This is a genomic window from Cellulomonas sp. P1_C4, from assembly GCF_056406355.1.
This window is the reverse complement of record NZ_JBFUAI010000004.1, coordinates 54,332-72,103: the sequence shown is the minus strand read 5'-3', so window position 1 is coordinate 72,103 and position 17,772 is coordinate 54,332. Positions and strand designations below refer to the sequence as shown.

Genomic DNA, 17,772 nt, shown 5'->3' with positions numbered 1-17,772 from the left:
CTCAGTGCGCGAAGTGACGCGTGCCCGTCAGGTAGAGCGTCACGCCGGCGGCCTCGGCCGCCGCGACGACCTCCGCGTCGCGGACCGAGCCGCCCGGCTGCACGATGGCCCGCACGCCGGCGTCGATCAGCACCTGGGCGCCGTCGGCGAACGGGAAGAACGCGTCGGAGGCCGCGACGGCACCGCGCGCCCGCTCGACGTCCCCGGTGTTGGCGCGCTCGACCGCCAGCTTGCACGAGTCGACGCGGTTGACCTGACCCATCCCGACGCCGACCGAGGCGCCGTCGGCGGCGAGCAGGATCGCGTTCGACTTCACGGCGCGCACCGCCCGCCACGCGAACTCGAGGTCACGCAGCGTCGCTTCGTCGGCCGGGGTGCCCGACGCGAGCGTCCAGGCCGCCGGGGCGTCGCCTGGCGCGTCGACCTGGTCGAGCTCCTGGACCAGCAAGCCGCCGCTGACGGCCCGGCGCTCGGTGCGCACGCCGTCGACGGGCGTGACCTTGAGCAGGCGGATGTTCTTCTTGCGGGCCAGGATCTCCAGCGCCTCGGGCTCGAAGTCCGGCGCGACGACGACCTCGGTGAACACCGGCGCGATCTGCTCGGCCGCCGCGGCGGTGAGCGTGCGGTTCGTCGCGATGACCCCGCCGAACGCCGAGACCGGGTCGCACGCGTGCGCCTTGGCGTGGGCGTCGGCGACGTCCGCGCCGACCGCGATGCCGCACGGGTTGGCGTGCTTGATGATGGCGACCGCGGGGGCGGTGTGGTCGTGCGCGGCCCGCCAGGCGGCGTCGGCGTCGACGTAGTTGTTGTAGCTCATCGCCTTGCCGTGCAGCTGCTCGGCACCGGCCAGCCCTCGTCCCGCGACGCCGTCCGGCGTGAGGTACAGGGCCGCCTGCTGGTGCGGGTTCTCGCCGTAGCGGAGCACCTCGCCCCGCACCCAGGTCGAGCCCGTGAACACGGGGAAGCCGGAGTCGGTCGCCTCCTCGTCGGGGGCGTACTCGGACGCGAACCAGCTGGCCACGGCGGCGTCGTAGGAAGCCGTGTGCGCGAAGGCGTCGGCGGCGAGCAGGCGGCGCGCGGCCAGCGTGAAGCCGCCGGCACCGACCGCGGCGACGACCTCGTCGTACCGCGCGGGGTCGACCACGACCGCCACGCTGGGGTGGTTCTTCGCGGCCGCCCGGACCATCGACGGGCCGCCGATGTCGATCTGCTCGACGCACTCGTCGGGCCCGGCACCGGACGCGACGGTCGCGGTGAACGGGTAGAGGTTGACCACCACCAGCTCGAACGGCGCGATGCCGAGCTCCTCGAGCTGCGCGAGGTGCTCGGGGCGCCGCGTGTCGGCCAGCACGCCCGCGTGCACCCGCGGGTGCAGCGTCTTGACGCGCCCGTCCAGGCACTCGGGGAAGCCGGTGAGGTCCTCGACCCGGGTCACCGGCACGCCGGTGGCGGCGATGGTCGAGGCCGTCGAGCCGGTGGAGACGAGCTCGACGCCGGCGGCGTGCAGCGCGGCGGCCAGCTCGGTCAGGCCGGTCTTGTCGTAGACGCTGACGAGGGCGCGACGGACGGGTCGGCGGTTTTCGGAGGACATGGCGGCTCCCGGGGATGCAGGGTCGGCTAGGGCGGACCCATGCACCCAGGCGGGCGGTGCGTGGCGGGGCACTGCGGCCGCTTCCCGGTGGTTGAACCCACCTGCGCCAGTCACGACCGTGGCCGAGTCTAGCCGCACACGCCGGGCGTCAGCCGACGATCGCGTGCCGGCCCTCCACCCGCAGCCCGTCGCGGGCGATGCGGCCGACCCAGTCGACCAGGAGCGTCCGCTCGACCGCCTTGATGCGCTCGTGCAGCGTGGCCTCGTCGTCGTCGGGCTCCACGGGCACCGTCGCCTGGGCGAGGATCGGGCCGGTGTCGACGCCCTCATCGACGACCATCACCGTGCAGCCGGTGACCTTGACCCCGTACGCCAGCGCGTCCCGGACCCCGTGGGCCCCCGGGAACGACGGCAGGAGCGCGGGGTGGGTGTTGACGATGCGGCCGCCGAACCGGCCGAGGAACGTAGCGCCGAACAGCTTCATGAAGCCGGCGAGGACCACGAGGTCGGGCGAGAACACCGCGACGGTCTCGGTGACGGCGGCGTCCCAGGCCGCACGGTCGTCGAAGTCCTTGAGCGAGACGACGGCCGTCGGGATCCCCGCGTCGCGCGCGATGTCCAGCGCGCGGATCCCGCTGCGGTCGGCGACCACCGCGACGACGCGCGCGCCGTAGGCGGGGTCGTCGTGGGCCGCCAGCAGGGCCGCGAGGTTCGAGCCCGTGCCGGAGACGAGGACCACGAGCCGGCCCGTGCTGCGGGTGGCCGGGGCGGGGCGGGGCGGGGTCTCGTGCGTCACGCAGCGACCCTATCCGCGGTCGGCGGACGCGCCGTCCGCGGACGACCGATCGTGGGCGAGAATGCTGTGGTGAGCAATCCCTACGCACCCCCCGAGGACCGTCCGCGCACGCCGGACGGCGACCGGGTCGATGCGCCACCTGCTCAGCACCCGTGGCCCCCGCCAGCGGCGCTCCCGCCCGCCGTCGGTCCGGGCGCCCCCGACCGCCGGCCGCCGGACCCGGAGCAGACCGCCCGCGCCCAGCGCCTCACGCGCCTGTTCGGTGTCCTCATCCTCTCGTCGGTGCTGGTGGCCACCCTCCCGCTCCCGTGGCAGGCGGCCGGTCTGGTCTTCGCCCTGGGCGCGCTCGTGGTCGGTGTGTGGGCGCTCGTCGTGTCGGGCAAGGCACGGTCTCGCGGGCTCACGCCGATGATCGCCGCGGGCGTCGCCATCGCCCTGTTCTGGTCGCTGCTCCTCGGCGTCCAGCTGGCGCTGTGGCCGGTGCAGCAGGCCAAGCAGGAGTGCCTCGAGGGCGCCCTCACGGTCACCGCGACGAACGCCTGCGACGCGCAGTACACGCGGGACCTCGACAAGCTGCGGAACTCGCTCGAGCAGACCGGGTCCTAGACCTCGGACGGCTCGCGCCGGAGCAGCACCCCGACCCACCGGCGCACCTCCGCGCGCAACGGCCCGTCACCGGGCAGCGCGACGAGCAGCGACCCGACGAGCACGCCCGCGCCCGCCAGGAGCCCGACGACCATCCCCTGCGCGCCCACGTCGGCCAGCCGGTCCGGCCCGATGCCGCCGCTCGCCATCGTCACCAGGGTGGCGACCGCCAGGCTCGTGACGACCGCGGCGGACGCGCACGCGGCGGGTGCGTCCCACCACCGCAGCGACACGAGCCGACGGTGCACGTACCAGCCGACGAGCGCGCCGACGACGACGAGCACCAGGGGCACGACGCTCGTGGCCGGTCCCGCGACGTCCGGCGTCGGGAGCGCGCCGAGCATGGGGACGGCCGGCAGCGGTCCGCCGACCACCCCGTCGGGCGCGAAGTGCGTCCCGGAACCGACCGCGAAGCCGGCGCCGGTGAGCCACGCGAGGGCCCAGACGACGAGGTTGGGCAGGTACGCGAGCTCGGCCACCGCCAGCACGACGCCGCCAACCGCGTCCAGTCCGAGGCCGCGCACCACGTCGCCGATGGTCGCCCGGCCGGCCACGACCCAGAGCGTCGTGACGAGCGCCGCGAGGAGCACCAGGCAGGCCGTCCCCAGCACGCCGCCGGCCGCTCCGGTGCGCAGCGGGGCCGGGCAGCGGGACCAGGCCGGCCGGGTCAGCGCTCGGAAGGTCGGCGCCTCGGGCCGAGCCAGCAGGCCCGCGCCGAGCCCGACGGCGGACACGGCCGCACCGCCGACGATCGCCCGCAGCAGACCCGCCCCGGAGATGCCGTCGAGCAGCGCCAGCAGCACCGTGACCAGCGTGTACGTGCCGACACCGGCGGCGTACGCGGACCACGTGGCGAGCCCGGAACGGCGCGCGGAGGCGTAGCAGGAGAACAGCGCGAGGATCGTGACGCCCAGCGGGACCAGCGAGACCGTGACCGGGCCGACCTCCGCCGGGACCCCGTGCCCGAGCAGCCAGAGCGACGACCCGACCCCCACCGACCGGAACCAGCCGACCCCGCTGTTCGACGGGTCCGCGGACGTCGCGACGTAGGCGGCCACGGCCGGGAGGGTGAGGACCAGCAGCGAGAGCACCGCGGCCTGCAGCGCGGACAGGATCCCCGAGACCCAGCGGGGGGCACCGTCGAGCGCGGACACGAAGAACGTCGGCGCGGCGTCGTCGGTCATGGTGCGACGACGTCCGCGGTCGATGACGGGGGTGCCGCCCGTGCGGGGACCGGTGGAGCTCACCGTGCCATGGTCGCCGCCGGGACACCCGCACGCGCGAACCCCGCCCGGCGCGTCGGCTGTCGGGTAGAACACGACGACCCCGGCGAGCGCAGGCTCGCCGGGGTCGTCGCGAAAGCGGTCAGGACAGGAGCTGGCGCGCGAGGGCGGCCGTCTCGGACGGCGTCTTGCCGACCTTGACGCCCGCGGCCTCGAGGGCCTCCTTCTTGGCCTGGGCGGTGCCCGACGAGCCGGAGACGATGGCGCCGGCGTGGCCCATGGTCTTGCCCTCGGGCGCCGTGAAGCCGGCGACGTAGCCGACGACCGGCTTGGTGACGTGCTCGGCGATGTAGGCGGCCGCGCGCTCTTCGGCGTCGCCACCGATCTCACCGATCATCACGATGACCTCGGTCTCGGGGTCCGCCTCGAACGCCGCGAGGGCGTCGATGTGCGTGGTGCCGATGATCGGGTCACCGCCGATGCCGATGGCCGTCGAGAACCCGAAGTCCCGCAGCTCGTACATCATCTGGTAGGTCAGCGTGCCGGACTTCGACACCAGGCCGACGCGGCCGGGGCCCGAGATGTCCGCCGGGATGATGCCGACGTTGGACTTTCCGGGGCTGATCAGGCCGGGGCAGTTCGGGCCGATGAGCCGCACGCCCTTGTCCACCGCGAGCGCGAAGAACTCGGCGGTGTCGGCCACCGGGACACCCTCGGTGATGATGACGACCAGCGGGATGCCCGCCTCGATCGCCTCGACGACCGCGGCCTTGGTGTGGGCGGGTGGCACGAAGATCACGGAGACGTCCGCGCCGGTCTCGTCCATCGCCTCGGCGACGGAGCCGAACACGGGGACGTCGGTCGCTGTCCCTCCCGCAGTGAACGTCACCGTGGTGCCGGCCTTGCGGGGGTTCACGCCGCCGACGACGGCCGTGCCGGACGCGAGCATGCGGGTGGTGTGCTTCTGCCCCTCGGAGCCCGTCATGCCCTGGACGATGACCTTGGATGCCTCGGTCAGGAAGATCGCCATGGTGGTGTCTGCTTCTCTCTACGTCAGGGGGTTCAGGCGGCGGCGTGGGCGAGCTCGGCCGCCTTGTCGGCGCCGCCGTCCATCGTGTCCGCGATCGTGACCAGCGGGTGCCCGGCATCGGCGAGGATCCGGCGACCCTCGAGCACGTTGTTGCCGTCCAGGCGCACGACCAGCGGCTTGGAGGCCTCGTCGCCGAGGATCTCGAGCGCCGCGACGATGCCGTTGGCGACGGCGTCGCACGCCGTGATGCCACCGAAGACGTTGACGAACACCGACTTGACCTGCGGGTCCGTGAGGATGATGTCCAGGCCCGCGGCCATGACCTCGGCGCTGGCGCCGCCGCCGATGTCGAGGAAGTTGGCCGGCTTCACGCCGCCGTGCGCCTCGCCGGCGTACGCGACGACGTCGAGCGTGCTCATGACAAGCCCGGCGCCGTTGCCGATGATGCCGACCTCGCCGTCGAGCTTGACGTAGTTGAGGTCCTTCTCCTTGGCGCGCGCCTCGAGCGGGTCCGCCGCAGCGGCGTCCTCGAGCTCGGCGTGCTCCGGGTGGCGGAAGCCGGCGTTCTCGTCGAGCGTGACCTTGCCGTCGAGCGCGACGATGTCGCCGTCCTCGGTCAGCACCAGCGGGTTGACCTCGACGAGCGTGGCGTCCTCGTTCTGGTAGACCGACCACAGCGTCTGCAGCACCGCGGCGACCTTCGGGGCCAGCTCGGGGGTGAAGCCGGCGGCCGCGACGATCTCGTCGGCCTTCTCCTGGTCGATGCCCGTGCGCGGGTCGACCGCGACCTTGGCGAGGGCGTCGGGACGCTCCACCGCGAGCTGCTCGATCTCCATGCCGCCCTCGACCGAGCACATCGCGAGGTAGCGGCGCTCGGCGCGGTCCAGCAGGAGGGAGAAGTAGAACTCCGTCGCGATCTTCGCGCCCTGCGCGATCATCACGCGGTGAACCGTGTGGCCCTTGATGTCCATGCCGAGGATCTCGCCGGCCTTCTCGGCCGCGTCGTCCGCGGACCGGGCGAGCTTGACGCCGCCCGCCTTGCCGCGGCCGCCGACCTTGACCTGCGCCTTGACGACGACGACGCCGTCCTGGCCCCCCAGGAGCTGCTCCGCGCCGGCGCGGGCCTCCTCGGGAGTCGTGGCGACGACGCCGCCCAGGACGGGCACGCCGTGCTTCTCGAAGATGTCACGTGCCTGGTACTCGAACAGGTCCACCTGGTCTGGGTCCTCTCATCACCGGCGTTCGACGGCCTCTGTGCGGCCGAAACGCCCCGGTCGATCGTAGCGGCCGGTCGGAGATCTCTTCACATCGAGAGATGTGGCGTGCGCGACGATCCGCTGGCCTTCCGTGAGTCCTTCCGGTGAACCGGCCCGTCCGCTACGTTCCCGGCATGGATCCGGTGACGCCCGTCGCTGCACCTCTCGCTCCTGGCCGCACCCCGGGTCGGCAGCGATGAGCGCCCCCGCCGACACCGCCCCCCTCGCGTCGGTCGCGCGCCTCGCCGTGCTGCGCGCCGTCGCGGCCCGCGTTCCCGACCCGCGGACGCTCGGCCGACCCGTGCTCGTCGGCGTCGACGGCATGGACGGTGCCGGCAAGACGACGTTCGCCGACGAGCTCGCCGCCCAGCTGCGCCGCGCGGGCCGATCGGTCGTCCGGGTGGGCGTCGACGGATTCCACCGCCCGCGCGACGAGCGCTACCGCCAGGGCCGGCACTCCCCCGAGGGCTTCTGGGCCGACTCCTACGACTACGACGCCCTGCGCACAGAGGTGCTCGAGCCGTTCGCGCCGGGCGGGAGCCGTCGCTACCGGCGGGCCGTGCGGGACGTCGCCACCGACACCGCCCTGCAGCTGCCCCGCGAGGCCGGCACCGACCGCACCGTGCTCGTCGTCGACGGCATCTTCCTGCACCGCGACGAGCTCGCCGCCTGGTGGGACTTCTCGGTCTACCTCGACGTCGACTTCGCCGAGACGTTCGCGCGGATGTCCGTCCGCGACGGGTGCCCCCCGGACCCGACGCACCCCGCGAACGCCCGCTACGTCGAGGGCCAGCGCCGCTACCTCGCCGCCTGCCGACCGGCGTCCCGCGCCACGGTCGTCATCGACAACCGCGACCTGCGCCGCCCGCAGGTCATCCGCGAGGACTGACCCGCACTCCGACCAGACCACCCCGGGACGCGGCCGTCGCTGCAGAACGTCCGAGCAGATGCAGCCCTGAGCATCGTTGTGCTCGGACGTTGCGCTCCACTCCCTCCGGACGTCCGCGTAGATGCAGCCCCTGGGCTCGATCCGCTCGGACGTTGTTCGTTCGGCATCCGACTGATCGCGTCAACTTGGGTTGACATCCGTGGCACTGTCAACGTAAGTTGACGGCATGTCCGATGAGCTGATGACCGCGGCCGCCAGTGCCGCCGAGCCTGCCGAGGGCCTGCGGGCCGTCCGCGCGCTGCGGGCGCTGGCCGACCGGCTGGAGGCCCTGCACGTCGAGCGCGCCCGCGGGCTGGGGTGGTCCTGGCAGCAGGTCGCCGCCGCCCTCGGCGTCTCACGGCAGGCGGTCCACAAGAAGTACGGGAAGAGGTTCGACTGATGTTCGAGCGATTCACGAAGGACGCCCGCGAGGCGGTCGTGCAGGCACAGGAGGAGGCACGCGCGCTCGGTGCCGAGCGGATCGGGACCGAGCACGTGCTGCTCGGCGCGATCCGGGAGCCGGACGCCATCGCCGCCCGGGCGCTGAGCAGCCTCGGCGTCGACCATCGCGCGGTGCTCGCCGGCGTGCGCACGCTGCCCGGGCACGCGATCGACGCCGATGCCCTGGCCGGCGTCGGCATCGACCTCGACGCGGTCCGCGCGCAGGTCGAGGCGACGTTCGGCCCCGGGGCTCTGGACTCGGTCACCGCGGCGCCCGCGGCCGGCAAGGCGGGACACCGACCGTTCGATGCGGAGGCGAAGAAGCTGCTCGAACTCTCGCTGCGCGAGGCGATCCGGTACAAGCACCGCAGGATCGACTCCGGTCACCTGCTGCTCGCGATCGTCCGCCTCGACCGCTCGACGGCGCACCGCGTGCTCGACGCGCTCGGTCTGTCCTCGGACGACGTGTGCGCCTCGGTCGACGCAGCGTGGGCCGACGTGCCGGTCGGATGAGCGTGGCCGCCGGGGTCTCCCTCGCTCAGATGCTGCGGATCCGGGCGTCGGCCACCCCGATCCGGCCGTCGCCGCCAGGGCGACACGGAACGGCAGCCGGTCGGGACCTGTCCGAGCCTCAGCTCGGCGACGCCAGCCTGACGGGTATGTCGAGCACGACGGCTCAGAGCTTGGTGACCGGCGAGAACCGGAGCAGCAGCCGCTTGGTGCCGTCGGTGCCGAAGTCGACCTTCGCCACAGCGTTCGGGCCGGCCCCCTCGAGCGCGATCACGGTGCCGAGGCCGTACGAGTCGTGCGTGACCCGGTCGCCGATCGCGAGCTGCGGGATCGCGGAGTCGGGCCGCGGCGTCGCCGACCCGAACGTGGCCCCGGTGGACGGGAGAGCCTTGCGGGTCTCCACTCGGGGCGCCGAGCGATACCCACCGCCGCCGCCCGACGAGCCGTAGCCCGACCCGTACCCCGAGCCGTAGCTGCTGCGGAGCTGCTGGGTCGACGACTCTCGCCGCCGCCAGTCGATGAGCTCGTCCGGGAGGTCATCGAGGAACCGGCTGGCGGGGAACTCGTTGGGCACGCCCCACGCCGTCCGGACCGCCGCGCGCGAGATGTACAGCCGCTCGCGCGCCCGGGTCAGGCCGACGTAGGCGAGCCGGCGCTCCTCCTCCAGCTGCTGCGAGTCGGACAGCGACCGCAGGTGCGGGAACGTGCCGTCCTCCATGCCGGTGAGGAACACGACGGGGAACTCGAGCCCCTTGGCGGTGTGCAGCGTCATGAGCGTGACGACGCCCTGGTCGGGCCGCGCCTCGCCGCCCTCGTCCCCGCCGTCGTCGTCCGGGATCTGGTCCGAGTCGGCCACCAGCGAGACGCGCTCGAGGAAGTCGGCCAGGTCACCCTCGGGATCGCTCTGCTCGAACTCGGACGCCACCGCGTGCAGCTCGGCCAGGTTCTCGACGCGGGAAGCGTCCTGCGGGTCCTCGCTCGCGCGCAGCTCCGCCAGGTAGCCGGAGCGGTCGAGCACGGCCCCCAGCACCTCGGCCGGACCCGCGCCGGAGCCGGCCAGGACGCGCAGGTCGGTCATCATCGCGGCGAACGCGGACAGGCCGGTGATCGCTCGGGTGCCCAGGCCCGGCACCTCGTCGAGCAGCTCGAGCGCGGCCCCGAACGAGATGCGCTCGCGCTCCGCGAACCCGGCGACCATCGCCTCGGAGCGGTCGCCCAGCCCGCGCTTGGGCACGTTGAGGATGCGGCGCAGGTTGACGTCGTCGTCGGGATTGGCGATCGCGCGCAGGTAGGCGACCGCGTCCTTGATCTCCTTGCGCTCGTAGAACCGGGTGCCGCCGACCACCTTGTAGGGCAGCCCGACGCGGATCAGCACCTCCTCCAGCGCCCGGGACTGCGCGTTCGCCCGGTAGAAGATGGCCACGTCGCCGGGCCGCACGTTCTCGGCGTCGCCGAGCCGGTCGATCTCCTCCGCGACGAAGCGGGCCTCCTCGTGCTCGGTGTCCGCGACATACGCCACGATCTGGGCGCCCGCGCCCGAGTCGGTCCAGAGGCGCTTGCCCTCGCGCCCGGGGTTGCGGCTGATCACGGCGTTGGCGGCCGACAGGATGTTCTGGGTGGAGCGATAGTTCTGCTCCAGGAGGATGGTCCTCGCGTCGGGGTAGTCGACCTCGAACTCGAGGATGTTCCGGATAGAGGCGCCGCGGAACGCGTAGATCGACTGGTCCGCGTCACCGACCACCGTGAGCTCGCCGCGCGGGAGCTCCATGTCCGTGGAGTCGTCGACGATCCCCCGCGACGACCCGACGAGCTCGCGCACCAGCACGTACTGCGCGTGGTTGGTGTCCTGGTACTCGTCGACCAGCACGTGGCGGAACCGGCGTCGGTAGTGCTCGGCCACGGCCGGGAACCCCTGCAGCAGGTGGACCGTGGTCATGATCAGGTCGTCGAAGTCGAGGGCGTGCGCCTGCTTCAGCCGCGCCTGGTAGCGCGTGTAGACCTGCGCCAGCACGGTGTCGAACTCGTTGGCCGCCCCACCGCCCGACGTCGCCGCGAACGTCTCCGGGTCCACCAGCTCGTCCTTGAGCGACGAGATCTTGGACGCCAGGGCCTTGGCCGGGTAGCGCTTGGAGTCCAGGTCGAGCTCGCGCGCGACCAGGGTGAGCAGACGCTGGGAGTCCGCGGAGTCGTAGATCGAGAAGCTCGACCGCAGGCCGAGCGTCGCGGCCTCGCGCCGCAGGATCCGCACGCACGCGGAGTGGAACGTGGACACCCACATGCGCCCCGCGGCCGGCCCGACCAGGTGCTCGACGCGCTCGCGCATCTCCGCGGCGGCCTTGTTGGTGAACGTGATCGCGATGACCTCGCCCGCCCGGGCCCGGCCCGTGGCCAGCAGGTAGGCGATGCGGTGCGTGAGGACCCGCGTCTTGCCCGAGCCGGCGCCGGCGACGATGAGCAGGGGGCCGCCCTGGTGCAGCACGGCCTCGCGCTGCTGAGGGTTCAGCCCGACGACCAGGGCGTCCGCCTCGGCCTGTCGGCGCGCGCGGCGCTCGGCGGATCCGGCGTCGTCGGGACCGCCCGCGGGGACGCCGGGCAGGGGCAGGGAGAGGTTCTCGAAGAGCGACGTCATGGCCCCTCCAGGATAGGCGCCGGCGCCGACATCACCGTCCTGGCGCTGTGGACGCGTGGGGTCAGGTCGCGGCGAGCGCCGCGAGCCAGGCAGCCGTGGTGACGAGCGCCGCGGCAAGCTCCACGAGGATGGTCAGGCCGGTCGCCTGCAGTGCCGCGACGGTGGCCCGCCAGGCCGGCCGGGCCTCGCGGGCGCGGAACAGCTCGGCCAGGTAGATGCCGAGGACGAACCCCACGAACAGGCCGACGACGGGGATGGCGAAGAAGCCGACGACGCCGGCGACCCCGCCCCAGACCAGCGTTGAGGACGGCACGCCCGCACGCTTGAGGTGCCGGCCCGCCAGCAAATACTTGCCGATGGTCGCCAGCACGACGAGCACCACCGCGATCGCGACGACGGTCCAGCCGGCGACACCCCCGGTGACCACGCCCCACACGGTGACGGCTCCGGCGACGAGGAGCCCGCCCGGCAGCACCTGCACCACGACGCCGACCAGCCCGGCGAGCACGACGAGCCCGACCAGGAGGTCACCGACGGAGTTCACGCGCTGGACAGTACTGCCCGACGTGACGACGAGCGCGCCGACCGGCTTCGCCGGTCCGAGAGCAGCGGAGGATCGTGCGCTACCCTCACACATACCGAACGGTCGGTATCGAGGAAGGTGCCATGCGCAGGTTCGAGGGCAGGATCGCCCTGATCACCGGCGGCAGCCGCGGGATCGGGCTGGCCATCGCGGAACGTCTGGTCGCCGAAGGTGCCACGGTGGTGCTCACCGGGCGCAAGCCCGAGTCGCTGGAGGCGGCGGTGACCCGGCTGAACGCCATCGAACCGGGCCGCGCGGTCGGCGCGGCGGGCAAGGCCGACGACGCGAACCACCGCGATGAGGTGTTCGCGCTGGTCCGCGACCGGTTCGACGGGCTCGACCACCTGGTCAACAACGCAGGCATCAACCCGGCCTATGGCCCGGCGCTCGAGATCGAGAGCTCCGTGGTCCGCAAGATCCTCGAGGTCAACGTGGTCGCGGCCCTCGACTGGACCCGGTCGGCGGTGGACGCGGGCCTGCGGCGCTCGATCGTCAACACCGCCTCGGTCGCGGGCCTGTCGGCGAGCCCGGGCGTGGCGTTCTACGGCGTCTCCAAGGCCGCCCTGATCAATCTCACGCAACAGCTGGCCGTCGAGCTCGCGCCCCGCATCCGGGTCAACGCCGTCGCCCCCGCCGTGGTGCGCACCCAGTTCGCGCAGGCGCTCTACGCGGGTGACCGCGAGGCCGCGCTCGCCGCGGCGTACCCGCTGGGCCGGATCGGAGAACCCGAGGACGTCGCCGGGCCGGTCGCGTTCCTGCTCTCCGACGACGCGGCGTGGATCACCGGCCATACCCTCACCATCGACGGCGGCGCCAGTGCCGTCGCCGTCGGCTAGCAGAAGGAGTCCAGAACAGATGGCCACCTCCAGCGTCGTCGACGACATCACGCGCGCGGCGGTCGGGCTGTTCGCCGCCCAGGGGTACGCGAACACGTCGGTGCAGCAGATCGTCGAGGCCGCCGGCGTCACCAAGGGCGCGATGTACCACTACTTCGAGTCGAAGGACGACCTGCTCTTCTCGGTCTACGAGCGGATGCTGTCGCTGCAGACCGAGCACCTCGACGAGATCATCGCCCGCGGCGCGGCGACGGCCCAGACGCTGCACGACGTGTGCGTCGACGTCATCGAGACCTCGATCGACTTCCTGCCCGAGGGCACCGTGTTCTTCCGCAGCGTGCACATGCTCTCCGAGCCGCGCCAGAAGGAGGTCACCCGCCGCCGCCGGCAGTACCACGACGTGTTCGCGGGGATCATCGAGCGGGGCCAGGAGGAGGGCCTGTACCGGACCGACATCCCGCACGCCGTGCTCGTGGCGCACTTCTTCGCGGACGTGCACTACCTGTCGACCTGGTACTCGCCCGACGGCGCCGAGGACAAGACGATCCTCGCGGAGCAGCTGACGGACCTTTTCCTCGTCGCCATCAAGGCCTGACGCGGGTGCCCGCCTGGCACGTGGTCCGCCACGGCGAGCCGGCCGAGGTCATCAAGGTCACCTGAGAGGGAGTCGCATGGACACCAGGCTCGAAGGTCGCGTCGCGATCGTGAGCGGAGCCGCGGGCGGGCTCGGGGCCGCGTTCTCGCGCGCCCTGCACGCCGCGGGGGCGAGCGTCGTCGTCGCCGACCTGGCCGACGAGGCCGCGGCCGCGCTGGCCGCCGAGCTGGGCGACCGGGCCCTCGCCGTGCACCTCGACGTCACCGACGAGCAGAGCTGGGCCGACGCCGTCGACGCCACGCGCGCCGCGTTCGGCACGGTCGACGTCCTGGTCAACAACGCGGGGATCGCCAACGCCGGCCCGATCGACCACTACCCGAAGGCCAAGTGGGACGCGGTCATCGCGGTCAACCTCACGGGCGTCTTCCTGGGCGTGCAGGCCGTGGTGCCGACGATGAAGGCGGCCGGGCGTGGCTCGATCATCAACATCTCGTCGGTCGAGGGCATGCTCGGCGGCGCGCACCTGCACGGCTACGTCGCGTCGAAGTTCGGCGTCCGCGGCCTGACCAAGTCGCTCGCGGTCGAGCTGGGGCCCGACGGGATCCGGGTCAACTCCGTGCACCCGGGGTTCGTGCAGACGCCGATGACGGCCCGCCTCGACCCGACCGCGGTGCCGATCCCGCTGGGCCGCCCGGCCCTCCCGGACGACGTCGCGGGCACCGTGGTGTTCCTGGCGAGCGACGACTCCGCCTACACCACGGGCACCGAGCACGTGGTCGACGGCGGCATGATCGCGGGCGTCCCGCACTCCTGACCGGCCCGGCCCCTCAGGCCTCCACGGGTACCGTCGAGAACTGGGCCACCAGCTCGCGCTTGAGCACCTTCCCGCTGCCGCCCAGGGGCAGGGCGTCGACCAGGTGCACCACGCGCGGGAACTTGTACGCGGCGACCCGCTCGCGCACGAACGCCACGATCTCGTCGGGGGTCGCCGTGTGCCCGTCGAGCAGCACGACGGCCGCGTGCACCTCCTGTCCGCGGGTGTCGTCGGGAATCCCGAACACCGCCGCGAACGCGATCGCAGGGTGCCGCATCATCACGTCCTCGACCTCGCTCGGGTACACGTTGTAGCCGTTGCGGACGATCATGTCCTTCTTGCGGTCGACGATCGTGATGACGTCGTCGGCGTCCTTGGTGCCCAGGTCGCCGGTGCGGAACCAGCCGTCGACCACCGCGGCGGCCGACGCCTCGGGGTTGTTGAGGTAGCCCTTGAACAGGGCGTGCCCGCGCACGACGATCTCGCCCAGCTCGCCCAGCGGCAGCGGCACGATGCGGTCGTCGATGTCGGCGTCGGCGATCTCGATGTCCACACCCCACAGCGGGCGGCCGACGGTGCCGGGCCGGATCGGCTCGCCGACGTAGTTGAACGACACCGCGGGCGACGTCTCGGTGAGCCCGTAGCCCTCGTGCACCTGGGCGGAGAACTCCCGCGAGAACGCCTCGAGCACCGCGACCGGCAGCGCAGCGCCGCCCGAGACCGCATACCGCAGGGGCGGCCGCTCGGTGCTGCGGGCCGCCGCCTGCAGGAGGCCGATGTACATCGTCGGCACCGCCGTGAACACCGTCGCCCGGTGCTTCACCATCTGCGCGAGCGCCTGGTCCGGGTCGAACTTGGGCAGCAGCACGACGGCGGCGCCCACCCGGAAGGCGGTGTTCATCACGCAGACCTGGCCGAACGTGTGGAACAGCGGGAGCCCGCCGAACACGATGTCGTCGCGCTTCATGTCGAACGTGTCGATGAGGGCCACGTTGACCTGCTCGATGATCGCCATGTGCGAGCCCACGGCCCCCTTGGGCCGACCCGTGGTGCCGCTGGTGTACAGGATCGTCGCCGCGCTGATCGGGTGGACGGATGCGTACAGGTCGATGGACTCCGTCGCGGCGGCCTCGTCCTCGAGGCGCGGGAACGGGACGTCCATGCCGTCCGGCACCAGCACGGTGAGCAGCGGGATGCCCTCCGTCGCCGCGGCCGGGCCGGCCTCGGCCAGCAGCGGCGCGGCGGCCACGAGCAGCTTCGCGCCCGAGTCGTGCAGGACGAACGCGATCTCCTCGGCCTTGAAGAGCAGGTGCACGGGCACGACGACCGCGCCGAGCGCCAGCACGCCGTAGTAGACGCGGGCGAAGTCGGGCACGTTCGGCACGAGCATGGCGACGCGGTCGCCCGGCCCGATGCCGCGGGCGCGCAGGGCGCCGGCGTACGCACGCGTCTGCTCCCACAGCTCGCCGTACCGGACCACCTGGTCGCCCATGAGGAACGCGGTGCGGTCGGGCCTGCTGTGGGCGGTCTCGGCGAGGATCGCCGCGACGGACATGCTTCCGTAGCCCGCACCGTCGAGGGCTTCATCGTGTGTCATGTCGGTTCACTTTCCCTTCGTCGTGTCGAGCTGGGCTCGCCCCAGGGAGGCGAGGTGGACCTCGTCGGGGCCGTCAGCCAGGCGCAGCGCCCGGGCGGCGGCGAACATCTCGGCGAGCGGCTGGTCGCCGGACAGGCCGGCCGCGCCGAACAGCTGGATGGCGCGGTCGAGGATCTGCTGCACGGCCCGCGGGACCGCGATCTTGATGGCCTGGATCTCGGTCATGGCGGCGCGGTTGCCGACGGTGTCCATGAGCCAGGCGGTCTTGAGCACCAGCAGCCGCAGGGCCTCGATCTGGAGCCGCGACTCGGCCACCCACTCGCGCACCACGCCCTGGTCGGCCAGCCGCTTGCCGAACGCCATGCGCGACGTCGCACGCTCGACCACCAGGTCCATCGCCCGCTCCGCCATCCCCAGCGAGCGCATGCAGTGGTGGATCCGTCCCGGACCCAGCCGCGCCTGGGCGATCGCGAAGCCCTCGCCCTCGCCGGCCAGGATGTTGCTCACGGGCACGCGTGCGCCCTCGAACGCGATCTCCGCGTGGCCGCCGTGATCGCGGTCGTCGTACCCGAACACCGTCAGCGGCCGCACGATCCGGACCCCGGGGCTGTCGCGCGGGACCAGCACCATGCTCTGCCGACGATGGCGCTCCGCCGACGGGTCGGTCGCGCCCATGACCACCAGCAGCGCGCAGTCGGGGTTCATCGCGCCGGTCGACCACCACTTGCGGCCAGTGATCACGTACTCGTCGCCCTCGCGCACGATGCGGGTCGCGATCTGGGAGGCGTCCGACGACGCCACGTCGGGCTCGGTCATGCAGAACGCCGACCGGATCTCGGCGTCGAGCAGCGGTTCGAGCCACTCGTCCTTCTGCTCAGGCGTCCCGAACTCGTGCAGCAGCTCCATGTTGCCCGTGTCGGGCGCGGCGCAGTTCATCGCGACCGGGGCGAGGCGCTGGCTGCGGCCCGTGAGCTCGGCGACCGGCGCGTACTGCAGGGTGGTCAGGGCGCCGCCCGGCAGGAACAGGTTCCAGAGCCCCCGCTCGCTGGCCGCCGCCTGCAGGTCGCGCACGACCGCTCTCGTCCCCCACTCGCCCGGTGTCGCGGCCAGCTGTTCCTCCAGCACCGGCTCGGCGGGGTACACGAGCTCGTCGAGGAAGCGCTGCGTGCGATCCACGAAGTCGACCGTGACCGCGTCCGGGGCGAAGTCCATCAGCGCACCCCCGCCAGCTGCGCGCGGCCCTCGTCGGCCAACGGGGATACCAGGGCGCCGATCCGGTCGAAGCCCTCGCCGACCGTGTCGCCGCCGAGGAATCGGAAGTGGATGCCCTCGAGGATGACCGCGAGCTTGTAGGCGGCGAAGGCGCGGTACCAGCCGAGCTCCGGGATGCTGCTGCCGAGGCGGGCGCTGTAGGCGTCCACCAGCTCGTCGAAGTCCGGGTAGCCGGCGTCGGGATCGACCGCGCTCGGGACGGCGTCGCTGAGCTGCCGGATGTGCCAGTACAGGCCGAGCATGCCGAGGTCGACGGCGGAGTCGCCGAGCGTCGCCATCTCCCAGTCGAGGATCGCCGTGATGTGCGGTCCCTGACCTCCCACGAGCGCGTTGTCCAGCCGGTAGTCGCCGTGCACGATGCTGCTGCGTCCGGTGGTCGGCACCCGTTCCGCCAGGCGTTCCTGCAGGTCGTCGAGGCTCGGCACGGGCCGCGAGTGCGAGCCGTCCAGCTGCGTGCGCCACCGCGTGAGCTGCCGGCCCAGGTAGCCCTCCGAGCGGCCCAGGTCGGCCAGCCCCACGCCGGCGGGGTCGATCGCGTGCAGCTCGGCCAGCAGGGTCGCCAGCTCCAGGCTCACCGCGCGCAGCGCGTCGGGCGGGTACGCCGCGTTCTGCGCGGGGTCCGCGAGCACCACGCCGTCCACCAGGTCCATCACGAAGAAGGTCGTGCCGGTGCCCGCGGACGGGTCGTCGACCAGCGCGACCGTGGGCGGCACCGGCACAGCCGAACCCGCCAGCGCGGACAGGACCCGGTGCTCCCGCGCCATGTCGTGCGCCGTCGTCTGCACGTGGCCGAGCGGCGGGCGGCGGACGACCAGCGGTCGGGTCGCGCCGTCCACCCGGTAGGTGAGGTTGCTGCGGCCGCCGGCGATGACCTGCGCGGACAGGCTGCCGTCCGCCAGGAGTGCCGGGTGCTCGCGGCGCAGGTAGGCCTCGAGCCGCGCCACGTCGAGCCCGGGCGGGTCCGGCATCCGTTCGGTCATCGTCGACCACCTCTCCCGGGCCGCACGTCGCCATACCGCCCGGTCG

Annotated in this window: 17 protein-coding genes and 1 riboswitch; of the genes, 7 read left to right on the top strand and 10 right to left on the bottom strand. The window is 72.9% G+C overall.

Going from position 1 to position 17,772, the window contains the following annotated elements; all coding sequences use genetic code 11:
* Nucleotide 1: 1 nt before the first annotated feature.
* Both purH and purN read right to left on the bottom strand, forming a co-directional pair.
* A complete protein-coding gene (gene purH / locus AC1DYZ_RS04100) occupies nt 2-1,591 on the bottom strand; it encodes a bifunctional phosphoribosylaminoimidazolecarboxamide formyltransferase/IMP cyclohydrolase (protein ID WP_477063939.1) in 1,590 nt (529 codons plus the stop codon).
* A 36-nt stretch (nt 1,592-1,627) separates the two neighbouring features.
* Nucleotides 1,628-1,715: riboswitch (ZMP/ZTP riboswitch) on the bottom strand.
* A 24-nt stretch (nt 1,716-1,739) separates the two neighbouring features.
* Complete coding sequence (purN, locus tag AC1DYZ_RS04095; protein WP_477063938.1) at nt 1,740-2,387, bottom strand: phosphoribosylglycinamide formyltransferase; 648 nt, start codon at nt 2,385-2,387, stop codon at nt 1,740-1,742.
* Between the two features lie 69 nt (nt 2,388-2,456).
* Here purN and AC1DYZ_RS04090 point away from each other — a divergent pair, with 69 nt between their 5' ends.
* A complete protein-coding gene (locus AC1DYZ_RS04090; protein ID WP_477063937.1) occupies nt 2,457-2,993 on the top strand; it encodes a hypothetical protein in 537 nt (178 codons plus the stop codon).
* Here the strand turns inward: AC1DYZ_RS04090 and AC1DYZ_RS04085 are convergent.
* The 3 genes from AC1DYZ_RS04085 to sucC all read right to left on the bottom strand — a co-directional run bounded on the left by AC1DYZ_RS04085 (nt 2,990) and on the right by sucC (nt 6,499).
* On the bottom strand, nt 2,990-4,279 hold the full coding sequence (locus AC1DYZ_RS04085; RefSeq protein ID WP_477063936.1) for a cell division protein PerM: 1,290 nt from the start codon (nt 4,277-4,279) through the stop codon (nt 2,990-2,992). The two genes, AC1DYZ_RS04090 and AC1DYZ_RS04085, sit on opposite strands and share 4 nt — an antisense overlap.
* A gap of 118 nt (nt 4,280-4,397) precedes the next feature.
* Entirely contained in the window at nt 4,398-5,285 is an 888-nt protein-coding gene (sucD, locus tag AC1DYZ_RS04080) for a succinate--CoA ligase subunit alpha (RefSeq protein ID WP_477063935.1), read from the bottom strand.
* A gap of 32 nt (nt 5,286-5,317) precedes the next feature.
* Nucleotides 5,318-6,499: an ADP-forming succinate--CoA ligase subunit beta gene (sucC, locus tag AC1DYZ_RS04075; RefSeq protein ID WP_477063934.1), complete on the bottom strand. Its 1,182-nt coding sequence runs from the start codon at nt 6,497-6,499 to the stop codon at nt 5,318-5,320.
* Nucleotides 6,500-6,737: 238 nt separating this feature from the next.
* Here sucC and AC1DYZ_RS04070 point away from each other — a divergent pair, with 238 nt between their 5' ends.
* The 3 genes from AC1DYZ_RS04070 to AC1DYZ_RS04060 all read left to right on the top strand — a co-directional run bounded on the left by AC1DYZ_RS04070 (nt 6,738) and on the right by AC1DYZ_RS04060 (nt 8,423).
* On the top strand, nt 6,738-7,430 hold the full coding sequence (locus AC1DYZ_RS04070; protein WP_477063933.1) for an AAA family ATPase: 693 nt from the start codon (nt 6,738-6,740) through the stop codon (nt 7,428-7,430).
* 226 nt (nt 7,431-7,656) lie between these two features.
* Complete coding sequence (locus AC1DYZ_RS04065; protein WP_456847650.1) at nt 7,657-7,869, top strand: RNA polymerase subunit sigma-70; 213 nt, start codon at nt 7,657-7,659, stop codon at nt 7,867-7,869.
* Nucleotides 7,869-8,423 carry a Clp protease N-terminal domain-containing protein gene (locus AC1DYZ_RS04060; protein WP_477063932.1) on the top strand — a complete coding sequence of 185 codons (555 nt, stop codon included), beginning with the start codon at nt 7,869-7,871 and terminating at the stop codon, nt 8,421-8,423. The genes AC1DYZ_RS04065 and AC1DYZ_RS04060 overlap by 1 nt, the downstream gene beginning before the upstream one ends.
* Before the next feature lie 163 nt (nt 8,424-8,586).
* Here the strand turns inward: AC1DYZ_RS04060 and pcrA are convergent, their stop codons facing one another.
* Complete coding sequence (gene pcrA, locus AC1DYZ_RS04055; protein ID WP_477063931.1) at nt 8,587-11,049, bottom strand: DNA helicase PcrA; 2,463 nt, start codon at nt 11,047-11,049, stop codon at nt 8,587-8,589.
* A gap of 61 nt (nt 11,050-11,110) precedes the next feature.
* Nucleotides 11,111-11,593, bottom strand: a complete 483-nt coding sequence (locus AC1DYZ_RS04050) for a DUF456 domain-containing protein (RefSeq protein WP_477063930.1) — start codon at nt 11,591-11,593, stop codon at nt 11,111-11,113.
* 122 nt (nt 11,594-11,715) lie between these two features.
* Between AC1DYZ_RS04050 and AC1DYZ_RS04045 the strand changes: the two genes are divergently transcribed.
* The 3 genes from AC1DYZ_RS04045 (at nt 11,716) to AC1DYZ_RS04035 (ending at nt 13,877) form a co-directional block, all read left to right on the top strand.
* Nucleotides 11,716-12,468, top strand: coding sequence for an SDR family oxidoreductase (locus AC1DYZ_RS04045; RefSeq protein ID WP_477063929.1), 753 nt, complete (start codon nt 11,716-11,718; stop codon nt 12,466-12,468).
* A 19-nt stretch (nt 12,469-12,487) separates the two neighbouring features.
* Nucleotides 12,488-13,063, top strand: coding sequence for a TetR/AcrR family transcriptional regulator (locus tag AC1DYZ_RS04040; protein ID WP_477063928.1), 576 nt, complete (start codon nt 12,488-12,490; stop codon nt 13,061-13,063).
* A 76-nt stretch (nt 13,064-13,139) separates the two neighbouring features.
* Nucleotides 13,140-13,877 carry a glucose 1-dehydrogenase gene (locus tag AC1DYZ_RS04035; RefSeq protein ID WP_477063927.1) on the top strand — a complete coding sequence of 246 codons (738 nt, stop codon included), beginning with the start codon at nt 13,140-13,142 and terminating at the stop codon, nt 13,875-13,877.
* Nucleotides 13,878-13,890: 13 nt separating this feature from the next.
* Here AC1DYZ_RS04035 and AC1DYZ_RS04030 read toward each other — a convergent pair whose 3' ends face one another.
* From AC1DYZ_RS04030 to AC1DYZ_RS04020, 3 genes are read right to left on the bottom strand one after another with little or no spacing between them, the layout of a single operon-like run.
* Nucleotides 13,891-15,474, bottom strand: coding sequence for a long-chain-fatty-acid--CoA ligase (locus AC1DYZ_RS04030; RefSeq protein WP_477063926.1), 1,584 nt, complete (start codon nt 15,472-15,474; stop codon nt 13,891-13,893).
* Between the two features lie 6 nt (nt 15,475-15,480).
* On the bottom strand, nt 15,481-16,686 hold the full coding sequence (locus AC1DYZ_RS04025) for an acyl-CoA dehydrogenase family protein (RefSeq protein ID WP_477063925.1): 1,206 nt from the start codon (nt 16,684-16,686) through the stop codon (nt 15,481-15,483).
* Nucleotides 16,686-17,726, bottom strand: coding sequence for a phosphotransferase family protein (locus tag AC1DYZ_RS04020; RefSeq protein WP_477063924.1), 1,041 nt, complete (start codon nt 17,724-17,726; stop codon nt 16,686-16,688). Before AC1DYZ_RS04020 ends, AC1DYZ_RS04025 begins: the two co-directional genes overlap by 1 nt.
* Nucleotides 17,727-17,772 lie beyond the last annotated feature (46 nt).